Genomic DNA, 11,132 nt, shown 5'->3' on the forward strand with positions numbered 1-11,132 from the left:
GTCAGGCGCCTCGGGCAGATCGGCCACCGAGCGGAATGCCCTGCGGCCAGCGACTTCCTCTTTAGTGGGATGCACCGCCATCGACTCGCCGTAGCCCCGCTCCCGCGCCTGATACATACAGCAATCTTCGAATGTATATTCGTCGATCAGCCGATCGAGACTCTCCTTAGGCGCTGCTCTTCCGATATATATCAAAGTTCGCTGCAGAAAATCTCCTGAACCGAGGCTACCAAAAATAGCAGGCAGTCAAAAAGGAGCGATTAGTGTAAGTGAGATCGCGCGCCCGCTAGGAAAGCATGTCAGTGCCGTTTCCAGGACACTGCCGCCTCTTGAACACAATGGATTTTCGAGCGTGACGAAGAGACTGGCCGGTTTGTGCTCGGAATTGAGCTTATCGCGCTCGCGAGCAGGCTTCTTTCTAAACTCGATGTGGTCAGGGTGGCGCGACCTTATCTCGAAGAACTTGCCGAGAGCACAATGGAAACAGCCTCGCTCAGTCTTTGGAACAGGACGGAGGCAATCAACATCGAGCATGTACTTGGCCCCGGGTCGATAAAGCACGTCGCAGCACCCGGGCGTCGCAACCCGGCCCACTGTACGGCTACTGGAAAAGCCATACTGTCGCAAATGCCCGGCACCACTCTGGAGGAGGTTTTGGCACTCGGCCTTGAATCCTATACGGACTGTACGATCACTGATGCGAGCGCGCTTGAACGCGAGCTGTGCAGCACTCGCGAGCGAGGATACGCGCTGAACGTGGGACAATTCATTGCTGAGACAGCCTCGATTGCCGCCGTGGTCCTCGATCGAGGCAGGGCTGTCCCGGGAACAATCGCGCATAGGTAAACGCCAGCTAGTCGGGAGAGAACCTGGGCTTTGGCTTGCTGGGAGATTTCCGCGATCGACTTTCGCAGTAACAAGGGTTGACAAACGAGCTCGGCGAAGCGCAGCTGCAGCATCGGCAAGGAATTCAGACGCCGCGCGAGACGCAGGAGCAGATAAGTGATCATCGCAGCGATGATTTGCAGACGAATGGCGTTGTCATTCTTGCCCATGAACTTGCGGAGGTTGAGATGCTGCTGGATCCAGCGGAACAGGAGCTTGATCTGTCAGCAACCCTTGCAGAGGCCCGCAATCTCGACTGCCATGCGTTCGAGATCGTTGGTGATGAGAGTGATCGTCCCGCCTTTGTCGCGTTTGACCTTGATGCGTCGCAACGGGATCGGCAGCTTGGAATCACCCTTGCTGGCGAGCACTACATCGGCATCAGCGATGATTTTGAAGCTATCGCCAGTGGTCTTGCGCACGTGCCGCGACTTCGTCTTGCGCAAGCGTGTTCACCTTGACGCGCGCGACGAGGGACGCATTGGCGGCGCTTGTCTTTTGCCACCAGCCAAAGTGATAATAACCTTTGTCGAAACGTAGGTCGCGCCGGCTTCGAGCTCGGCTTTACGACCGATCTCGACGTCGTTGACGGCTCCTGGCGCAATCTCGACCCAACGCGGGACATCGCCGCCCAGATGACAGACGACGTGCATCTTCATGCCGCGGATACAACCATTCCATTCGGCCCATTCACACATTTTGCCCAATGGCGCTGGGCTCGACTCGATCAACCGCACCATCTCGGCGCCTTCCCCTCGCGTGTGTCGATCGGCCTTCTTTGCCAGCACGGCAAAGGTTTTCGCGAAAATGCCCACCAGAGGCCGTGCATTCGCACGCGAGAGCGTCGAGCGAGGAGCCTTGCCTACCCCTGATAATGCTGATGCGAGTTTGCCTTAGAGGTGGCCTCGATAGCGTGCAGACTCGCAACCTGGCCCACCTGGGCGCCCACCATCGTCACAAGATGATCCCAGCTCTTGAACCTTTTGTCGTACGCGTTGCCGTCATGCCGCTCGACGATTTCCCTAACTTCTCGTCGGTCGATCGGTTTGAGGAGCTCCCCAAACATGCTATTCACGTAGCGCATGCCCGGCCCTTTCTGAGTCTCGATAACCAGAAAGTATCCGGTTCACCCTGGATTTGCCGGGCATGCGCTGCGGCATAGTGAATCATTCCCGGCACAGCCCTGGCGATCGAGGGGACGGATTGTGCCCGCAATTGCCATCACCGTGCCGGCCGAAGGACAGCTGGCGCCTCTAGTCATGACTGCGGCGGCGACTATCTCGCAGCGCCTAGGAGATCTGACCAGGTAGGTCGGAGCGGATACCTATGATGAGAGCGGCCGCAATGGCTGTTCCGGCCTGGATTAAAAAGGGAGCAGCTGGCCTCAGAGGTGATCGGAACTTGTCCTCCGATGATCGACGGTTGCACTGACGAATGCGAGCTTTCGGTCCTGGCCATTCGGAGCAAATCCTTGTCGGATGATGGCGTCGTGTTTGAAGGAACTTTAATTGAGGAGCCGGTCGGGGCTCGCGGCCCGGAGTTTGGCGAATACCTTGTGGTCCGCGCCGCCTCGCTCTCCCGGTTAACACGCTGCTGTTCGGGATAAACCCAAATGAACCTCGCAGACGAAGAGCTCTGTGCCGCGACAATCGGACGGCCGAGATCGGCCGGCAAAGGCGGCCCGAGACGTCGTACGTCCTTCGGAATCTCGGCGTAGTCCTTCGGCACGGTCGCAAGCTGATCCGCGACATTGTGGTGGTCGGCCGAGTAAAGCTCCTCCCGCGCCGAAGTACGTGACCGCTTCTCCTGCAGCGTCTAGTGGTTCGTCACAGTGATTTTGACATACCGAGCCATTCGAGGATGGGCACGTTTTCAGGTGGCAGAAGACTCTCAATGCTGCGGGGAACACCAGGCTGACGGCCAATGAAACCGTTTCATTCGAGGGTGACGATCATCTGGTGGACCGACGGCGGGCTGACGCGAAAAATGGCGCTGCATGTCGGTTTCGGCAGGTGGGCGTCCGAACGTGTCCGCGTGGGTGTAGATAAAAGCCAGATAGTACCCCTGCTTCTCCGTGAAGTGCGTGCCCTTTGGCTCATCGCTGGATTCGGTCGGGCCTCCGACAAGGAGGCGAAGCATGAATGTACGTTATCGGGTCGAATTGAGCCAAATCGCGGGACGAACTGACAGCGATGCTCGGCGGCGGCAGGCATGCCGCTCGCAAGCTCAAGCGGGCGCAGATTTTGCTGGCGGCCGATGCCGGTAGTTGTGACGCGGAGATTGTCCGAACCGTCCAGGTCAGCCTTTCCAGCGTCGGCCGGACCAAGCGCCGCTTCGTGGAAGGCAATCTGGAGCGGGCCTTGAGCGAGGAGCCGCGTCCGGGCGCGGAGCGCAAGCTGACCGGCAAGGAGGAGGCCTGCTGGTGGCGACCGCATGCGCCAAGCCGCCCGCCGGCCGCAAACGATGGACGCTGACGCTTTTGGCCGACACGATGGTCAAGCTCCCCGATCACGACAGCCTGTCGGGCGAGACCGTGCGTCGCCGGTTGGTCGAGAATGACCTCAAGCCGTGGCGCAGGGACATGCTGTGCATCCCCCACGTCGATGGCGAATACGTCGCCCGCATGGAGGACGTGCTCGACCTCTACGCCGAGGCGCCAGATCCCGCCCGGCCGCTGGTCTGCTTCGACGAGACCCCGTCCAGCTCATTGGCGAGGTGCGTCAGCCGATTCCAGCCCAGCCGGGACAGCGCGAGCGCTACGATTACGAGTACCGCCACAACGGCACGATCAATCTCTTCGTCACCTTCGACCCACATCGTGGCTGGCGCAGCGTCGAGGTGACAGACCGCCGCGCCGCCGTAGACTACGCGCACTGCATGCGCGAACTCGTCGACATCCATTATCCGACGCCGCCTGGATCCGTGTCGTGCGGGACAATCTGTCGATCCATACCGCCGGCGCGCTGTATCAAGCATTTGCGCCCACTGAGGCCCTTCGCATCCTGCGCCGCATCGAATTCCACTACACCCCGAAACACGCGAGTTGGCTCAACATGGTCGAGTGCGAGATCAGCGTGCTGCAGCGTCAATGTCTCGGCCGTCGCATCGACGACCCGAACAGGCTCCGAAACGAGATCACAGCATGGCAACTGCAACGAAATAAAACCCGAGATCGCATCATATGGATGTTCACAACCGACAAAGCCCGCGCCAAACTCCGCCGGGCCTAGCAACGACAAGAGGCAAAACCACTGTGATGAACCACTAGAACGCGGGGCCAGTGATCAGCACGAGCACAAGAGCGCTGCCGCCGGCAAGGACCTTCCGCGATAGGCCGGCAACTTGTGGCCGATCCGTTCGGACCCGTAGGGTTTCCGCAAGGAACCCGCCGGCTTAACGAGGTGTGTCCTTGATGAATTCATTCGCCTGGTCAGTGTGGTCAAGAGATCTCCAGTTCGCACGATCCTGACCTTCTGCTGGTGCTCCTACGCATTCTCAGTTCCGCAGCCGCGAAAAGCCGATCAACGATCACAATAGCGATAGTTGACGAGCGCAATCTTGCCGTCGGGCGCCTCTAGCGCCTGCGCGCGTGCTTCCGCGGCAACGATGGCCCTGAGGTCGGCAACTTGCTGAGCTTGCATTGCAAGGAGCTTGGTTGCCAGCCTGGCTCGCCTGGAGCGTACCTGACGCGCCCTGGCTCGGCGTGACCAAGGCCGGCATCTGGGTCCGGTTGGTGCCGAGGTTGCGGACGACAGTCGCCTGCACCCGAGTGGCATCCTGGAGTGCGGTGACGGAATTCTGCCATCGCGTTCGGGCATTGTCGACGAGCAGCCCGATCGGACATGCTCGTGGATGTCGGCGCGTAAGTGGAAGGCGCGATCGATCTGTTGGACTTGATACGCGAGGCGCTGCGCCGGTAAGAGCAGCTGCTCCGTACGCTGAATCAATTGCACGAGCTGCTGCAACGACGAATACGGCAGGCTCGCAAGGTTCTCGCCTGATTGGTCAGCATCTGCGCTTCGTTTTTGCAGTCAAGTGATTTGATGGTTGATCTGCTGCAGCTCGCGCGCGGCCGTGAGCACATTCTGCACGTAGTTGTTGGGATCGAACACGATCCACTGCGCTTTATCCTCCCGGGGCGTCAGCACGACGCAGCTTGCAACGATACTTGGTGCCAGAAGCGGGCGAAGACGATTCATGACAGATCTCTTTTCTTGACGAGTTGCGGAATGAGATTGCAGGCCCAGCCGAGGTCGCGCGCCCTAAGCCAGCCGGTGACAAACTCGTCCCGTCCGTGCTCGGCAAGTACACGCACGATGAGGGTCTGGTCCTATTTGGACGACTCGGCCGCAAAGGCCAGCGATTTCGCCAAGGACAAGTCAACAGCAGGTTACGCGGCGCGACTGTCGTAGTAGTATTGCAACGATACTTGCTACCAGAAGCGAGCGAAGACGATTCGTGACAGCTCCCTTTGCTTGACGAGTTGCGGAATGAGATTGCAGGCCCAGCCGAGGTCGCGCGCCCTAAGCCAGCCGGTGACAAAGTCGTCCCGTCCGTGCTCGGCAAGCACACGCACGATGAGGGTCTGGTCCGATTTGGACGACGCGGCCGCAAAGGCCAGCGATTTCGCCGAGGCCAAGTCAAACAGCCGGTTGCCGCGGGGCGACTGGCAATAGTAGTCGCGCTTGGGAATTGCGCGGGCGAGGATGTCAGATCTGCCGCTCGTTCAGCCCAAGCTCTGCTAGATCACCATAATCTGTGGCTCGATGGCGCAGTGATCGGGAAGACGGATCCGGGTCGGACAGCTCTTGATGATGTCAGGTACAATTGCGGAGCCGTCGATATCAGCAAGCGATTGGGTCGGAAACACGACCAAGGCGTTCTTCTTGCGAATCGGCATCATCGAGCGCAAGCCATCGCTCATCGATGATGAGCAGTGTCGGCCGACCGTCAAAGCTCGGGGTAACAAGTAGGCAAGAACAGCCGGCGCGTGACGGAGGTGCCGATCAATCCATCGGTCTCGAATACCTGGACGGAGGCCTCTCCCAGCCGCTCACTAGAATTTTTGCCGGAGTGAGCTGAGGTCCGGCCATCCATCTCGACGGCCTCCATAATCATGGATGCCGAATTCGCCCGGCATGTAGTCTCGATTGACGAAGTTTAGGACGATGGGTGCGAGATGCCCGCGTTCGGGTTTAATCGGATGGCTCTGATCGACATCGGTTTGGCGATATGACGGGCCTGGATATGTGCGGACGTCAGCGACAACGCTACACCCCTTGTCTCTCTCGCAATCCGCCATATGTCATCCGCACCAAACTGCACACGCCGAAAGAATGGCAAGGCCGAGCGCTTCATCCAAACCGCGCTTTTGGAATTGGCTTACGTCAAGCCTATCCCACCTCAGATCAGCGGGCCGAAGAGCTGCCGATCTGGCTACAACGCTGGCACGGACCCACGGTGTTGTAACTCAAACACCGATCAGCAGGCTCGGTTTGACCAGGGACAAACTCTTGAGGCTCCACAGCTAGAGCTGCAGATACAGGGTTCGTGTAGCTCCTAACAATTCTTGCAATTGCGACTCGAAATGTTGAAGCGCCAACGCGACTTTCCGCGAGCGCTGACCTGCAGGGGATGGCTGAAATTCGCAGGTCGGAAAGGCCAGCGGCGATCGTTGGGATTTATCTCACGAACCCACAGCGGACCGGACAGCACGCCTTCATCTACTTGGTCGGAACGACGGCCTCAGGGCAGACAATAAAACCTTCGTATCATACGTGCATCCCTTTGGATCCTCGACGGTTACCTACGTTCAATTGAGCGTCGATCGCGATGGTCTTAGCTCGGGTATGCGGTGGCGCCTCGCGCTTATCGCCGCCCTCCTTGGGCGTTCCTCCCTATACTGGGGCGGTCCCTGGCAACGCGGGCGGTCATTCTTTCTGTTGCTATGCGCAGTTTCCGTCCCCTTAGCTCCCAATTAAACGGGACTGCGAATTCGCACTCTTTACCGAGATATTTGCAATTCACATCTCTGACGCTCACAATTTCCGCTAGCAAGTTAGGCCGCTGTGCTGACATTTGTGTCGTCGTCCAATGCGCTCGTTGCGCGACGTTGATTATCCTAACGGTTGGTGCCTAAACAACATGCACCTGTTTGCGAAGCTTTTTTGATGTAGAGCAACAATTTTCCGCAGACGCCGCGACCGCACTCTTCCGGAGCTTGCGGTTCTATCTTCCCGGCGTGGTCCTTCCAACGCCTGCACCTTGCTGGTGTTCTATGGCTGCAGTATCGGCCTATCGTCTCTGGAGATTGTCCGATGACGCTGGCAGGTTCCACACTCGCGGCAGCTCCGGTATCCATAGATCGAGAATCAAGATGCGAGCAGATGTAACGCCGGTCCAAGGACCGAGAGCTCGAGTGCCCTGGCCGGTTGCTCAACGTCTCAATGATGCCAGCTGCCCACAATCGCGGTAGACTAGGCAAAAGAACCGACGCCAAAGTCAATCGACCAGATCGAAACGGCAGAGGATGCCGCACAGGTGCAGCCCAAAGCCCGGACACTTCAAGGCTTTGGTGTTTTTCACTACTTTACAAAGCTACATCGTACCCTGGCAGATCACCGACGTTGCGCTTGAAGCTCGCAAGCAGCTTGTCGGCTCGGGAGTGGTCGCCCAGGGGATGCAGCGCGCCGAGTTGGTTGCCGCCACACTTTCAGGTTCCGCGCCTGTCCGGCAAAGCGCTTGCAGGAGACGGCGCTCGTGTACTCTTCCTGGTCCTCGGTGGCACCTACTGGGCGCTGCGTGGCAATTTTACTCGGCCGGCGACACAGCGCCGCCAATGAGCTCACGACAAAGGACTATGCGGCGCTCCCCAAGGGACGTGCGAGACTTGAACCGCCTAGCTGGACGATCCATACGACGATGCGCTTTTGTGGCCAAAAGGTTCCAAATTCGACTGCGATCGTCGGCTTCTTCGATTACGCATTTATCGCATCTGATGCCGACCGTCAGTTCCGCGACAGGCTGTCGGGGACACAACACGTCCGTTCGAAAACGTCCGATGAATTAAGCTATTGCTAGTGGCACGAGCATTGAAGGGGGGCTTTGGTTCAACTTGCTCAAGGACCGTTAATGATGACCTACAAGATTATGGCCTCGATCTTTTTGGACGAGGGTACAAGTCGAAGATTCAGAGGTGGGAGCGCTCCGTGCGTCAGAAGCGGCCAGGTGACGCCATGGCCGCTCTGACAAAAAAGCCAGCGGCAATACGCGTGGTGCTGCCCTTCGTGTTCCGGCACTGGCTGAAGCAGCCGGGGCGCAGCCTCATCGTGGCCGGCGGCCTGCTGGGCGCGACCGTTGCCGACCTGTTCATGCCGGTGTTCTCTGGGCACCTGATCGATGCGCTGATGCGCGGCCCATCCGATTCCGCCGGGCGTCACGCGGCGCTGGTGGCGCTGGCCGGAATCGTGGCGCTGGGTGCAGCCTCCATGGTGCTGCGGCTGACCGGTCTCCAGGCCATCATGCCTTTCACGCTGAAAATCATGTCCGAGGTCGCCGAAGGCGCCTTCATGCGCGTGCAGCGCTTCTCGACCGACTGGCACGCCAATTCCTTCGCAGGATCCACGGTGCGCAAGGTCACCCGGGGCATGTGGGGGCTCGACCTGTTGAATGACAGCATATTGATGGCGCTGGCGCCCTCGCTGCTGGTGCTGATCGGTTCGATGATCCTGCTCGGCCTGCACTGGGCCTCGCTTGGCGCGGTGATCGCGCTCGGCGCGCTGGTCTATGTCACGATGACGGTGCTGTTCTCGACGCGCTACATCGCGCCGGCCGCGCGCGTCTCCAATGCCTGGGACACCAAGGTCGGCGGCACACTGGCGGATGCGCTCACCTGCAACGCCGTGGTGAAGTCGTTCGGCGCGGAGGCGAGCGAGGATGCGCGGCTTGCCCGCGTCGTCAACCGCTGGCGCGTGCGCCTGCGGCGGACCTGGCTGCGTTATAACTACACCGCAATGTCGCAGCTCTCGCTGCTGCTGGCGTTACGTGCCTCCGTGATCGGCGGTTCGGTGCTGCTGTGGATGTCGGGGCACGCCTCGCCTGGCGACGTGACTTACGTGCTGACGAGCTATTACGTCATTCACGCCTATTTGCGCGACGTCGGAATGCACATCAACAACCTGCAGCGCTCGATCAACGACATGGAGGAGCTGGTGGCGATCCACGACGAGCCGATCGGGATTGCGGATGCGCCGGACGCGCGGCCGATCGCGATCGAGCGCGGTGAGCTCGTGTTCGACGACGTCACGTTCCATTATGGCGGCCATCACGCGCCGCTCTATGAGGGACTGTCGGTCACGATCCGCGCCGGCGAACGCGTCGGTCTCGTCGGTCGCTCCGGCTCCGGCAAGACAACCCTCATCAAGCTGGTGCAGCGGCTGTATGACGTCTCGGGCGGTCGCATCCTGATCGACGGGCAGGACATCGCCAAGGCCACGCAGCAATCGCTGCGCGGCCAGATCGCGGTCGTGCAGCAAGATCCGATCCTATTTCACCGCTCGCTCGCCGAGAACATCGCCTATAGCCGGCCCGGCGCCAGGCCGGCGACGATCGAGCAGGCTGCGCGGCTCGCCAATGCACACGACTTCATCGTGCGTCTGCCGAAGGGCTACGGCACGCTAGTCGGCGAGCGCGGCGTCAAACTGTCGGGTGGCGAACGGCAGCGCGTGGCGCTCGCGCGCGCCTTCCTGGCCGATGCGCCGGTGCTGATCCTGGACGAGGCGACCTCGAGCCTCGATTCGGAATCGGAGGCGCTGATCCAGCAGGCCATGGAGCGGCTGATGAAAGGCCGCACCTCGATCGTGATCGCGCACCGGCTGGCGACGGTGCGCGGCCTCGATCGCATCCTGGTGTTCGACCGCGGACAGATCGTGGAGCAGGGCAGGCATACCCTGCTCGCCGCCAAGACCGGCGGCATCTATCGCAACCTGTTCGAGCGCCAGACGACTGAATTGGGCTGCATAATCTCCGCTGTGGAGTAGGTGGGTGCACTGTTATGGCATACCAATTGCCTCTTGGAGCTTTCTGCGCAAGCGCGTGTGGGACGTGCAGCCCTGTTCCTCGAAGGTCAGCTCGGAGATGACGGCGCAACATTGGTTGGATGCGGTCGGAGGGGGCTGGCGATCCCGACCCAAGGCAGCAGCATGCAATTCTCGGGCGTGGATTGGGACGCCGATGCGTGACATCGTGCGCGACTATGTGGAGCATTTGGCGGATGATGATGCCGTGCTGGTGATCGACCGGACCGCCTTTCCCAAGCAAGGCAAAGCATCATGCAGTGTGACGCGACGAATACACTGGTTCGGCAGGCAAGATTTACGAAATGCCACATCGGAGTCTTCGCTACCTAAGTTTCGCGTCATGGTCATCCGTTCATGGACCGCGTCAAGGAAGGACCGACGATGCGGACTAGCGTGGTACGGCGCGCTCCGCGCAAGTTCGCTTCTGAATCAAAGGAATGGATCGCCACGATTGCCCCAAGCTGCTGAGGCCATCTCGGAGCCTCGTCGGGAGGCAATAAGAGGCAGCACCCGATGAGCGCAACACAAAGGGAAGTGCAGTTGCAGCCTAACGACCGATTCCTTGAACTTGGCGGTGATGGAACGAGACGTTTGTTTGTGGATTCCTCGTTGGAATAGACTGAACGAGGAGTTTTATCATGGGAGGATGGCGGCAAGCGATCGAGGTGGCGAGCAAGGCCTGGCTGGTGTCTCTGGCGTGCGACAAGGCCAAGGAGCATGGTTATCCGCACGAGTTGTGGACGACGCGGCTGTTGGCCCGCCATGCCGCGAGCACGGACCACTGTCTCGCCCGTCTGGTTCAGGGCACAGTGTGCAAGCTTCTCGGGCAGGAGGAAATCAAACCGCAAAAGGTGCGCTACTTATCTTGGCGGCGCCGAGTTCGAGCAGAAGATGGCGGAGGTTCTGTATGTCTATCGCGAGGTCCAGATCCTGAAAAAGGCAGCCAACCGGTCGAAGAAGTCGGACAAACCGGTAGCGATCGTCTCCTACGATGAGAAGCCGGGTATCCTGCCGCAACGACAGCGACGGATCTGCCACCAGTGCCGGGCGGGCATGCGACCTTCGCGCGCGATCATGAGTAGTCGTCCGTGAGCAAGGCTCTAAGCGATTGAGCAGGAGTCAGTTTTTCGGTTGCGGTGGCATTTGAGATTGCAGGGATTGGGGGCTTGA

3 protein-coding genes and 6 pseudogenes are annotated in these 11,132 nt (G+C 59.8%); 6 read left to right on the plus strand and 3 right to left on the minus strand.

What is annotated here, in order from left to right; translation table 11 throughout:
* Positions 1–375 precede the first annotated feature (375 nt).
* Positions 376–846 carry an IclR family transcriptional regulator gene (locus AC0L3U_RS37785; RefSeq protein ID WP_445432982.1) on the plus strand — a complete coding sequence of 157 codons (471 nt, stop codon included), beginning with the start codon at positions 376–378 and terminating at the stop codon, positions 844–846.
* 7 nt (positions 847–853) lie between these two features.
* On the opposite strand, the pseudogene AC0L3U_RS37790 reads toward AC0L3U_RS37785, so the two are convergent.
* A pseudogene (locus AC0L3U_RS37790) lies at positions 854–1,969 on the minus strand (IS4 family transposase).
* A gap of 1,053 nt (positions 1,970–3,022) precedes the next feature.
* On the opposite strand from AC0L3U_RS37790, the pseudogene AC0L3U_RS37795 reads away from it, so the two are divergent.
* A pseudogene (locus tag AC0L3U_RS37795) lies at positions 3,023–4,115 on the plus strand (IS630 family transposase).
* A gap of 339 nt (positions 4,116–4,454) precedes the next feature.
* Here AC0L3U_RS37795 and trbJ read toward each other — a convergent pair.
* A pseudogene (trbJ, locus tag AC0L3U_RS37800) lies at positions 4,455–5,084 on the minus strand (P-type conjugative transfer protein TrbJ); the annotation flags it as partial.
* A 233-nt stretch (positions 5,085–5,317) separates the two neighbouring features.
* Positions 5,318–5,943 (minus strand): annotated as a pseudogene (locus tag AC0L3U_RS37805) (conjugal transfer protein TrbE); the annotation flags it as partial.
* Between the two features lie 271 nt (positions 5,944–6,214).
* Between AC0L3U_RS37805 and AC0L3U_RS37810 the strand changes: the two are divergent.
* The 4 genes and pseudogenes from AC0L3U_RS37810 to AC0L3U_RS37825 form a co-directional block, all read left to right on the plus strand.
* A pseudogene (locus AC0L3U_RS37810) lies at positions 6,215–6,416 on the plus strand (IS481 family transposase); the annotation flags it as partial.
* A gap of 1,704 nt (positions 6,417–8,120) precedes the next feature.
* A complete protein-coding gene (locus AC0L3U_RS37815) occupies positions 8,121–9,923 on the plus strand; it encodes an ABC transporter ATP-binding protein (protein WP_473364905.1) in 1,803 nt (600 codons plus the stop codon).
* Between the two features lie 66 nt (positions 9,924–9,989).
* A pseudogene (locus tag AC0L3U_RS37820) lies at positions 9,990–10,289 on the plus strand (transposase); the annotation flags it as partial.
* 564 nt (positions 10,290–10,853) lie between these two features.
* On the plus strand, positions 10,854–11,054 hold the full coding sequence (locus tag AC0L3U_RS37825; protein WP_259217525.1) for a hypothetical protein: 201 nt from the start codon (positions 10,854–10,856) through the stop codon (positions 11,052–11,054).
* Positions 11,055–11,132: the final 78 nt, after the last annotated feature.

The sequence above is a fragment of the Bradyrhizobium sp. Kon69 genome (assembly GCF_055807515.1).

Bases quoted from the DNA above. Each gene is read 5' to 3' on its own strand.
- AC0L3U_RS37815 (WP_473364905.1), top strand. From the start codon at position 8,121: ATGGCCGCTCTGACAAAAAAGCCAGCGGCAATACGCGTGGTGCTGCCC.
- AC0L3U_RS37825 (WP_259217525.1), top strand. From the start codon at position 10,854: ATGGCGGAGGTTCTGTATGTCTATCGCGAGGTCCAGATCCTGAAAAAG.